The organism is Streptomyces rubellomurinus, assembly GCF_000961885.1.
Classification (GTDB): Bacteria; Actinomycetota; Actinomycetes; order Streptomycetales; family Streptomycetaceae; genus Kitasatospora; species Kitasatospora rubellomurina.
In genome coordinates this window covers 1-248 of sequence record NZ_JZKH01000388.1, presented here as the reverse complement: position 1 = coordinate 248, position 248 = coordinate 1, and the positions used below count along the sequence as shown (strand labels likewise).

2 pseudogenes are annotated in these 248 nt (G+C 69.4%); both read left to right on the top strand.

Going from position 1 to position 248, the window contains the following annotated elements:
* Nucleotides 1-92: pseudogene (locus VM95_RS42200) on the top strand (electron transfer flavoprotein subunit beta); the annotation flags it as partial.
* Between the two features lie 39 nt (nucleotides 93-131).
* Nucleotides 132-248 (top strand): annotated as a pseudogene (locus tag VM95_RS42195) (electron transfer flavoprotein subunit alpha/FixB family protein); the annotation flags it as partial.

Below are 248 nucleotides of genomic sequence, written 5' to 3'. Positions count from 1 at the left end.
GCCCGGCGCGTACCGCGGGCACGGTCGTCAAGGACGAGGGCGAGGGCGGCAAGCAGCTCGCCGCCTTCCTCGCCGACCAGAAGTTCATCTAGTCCCACCCCGATCCAGCGAAAACACGGAGACATTGAGCAATGGCTGAGATTCTCGTCCTGGTGGACCACGCCGACGGTGCGGTCCGCAAGCCGGCCCTGGAGCTGCTGACCCTGGCCCGCCGCATCGGTGAGCCGTCCGCCGTCGTGCTCGGCGCC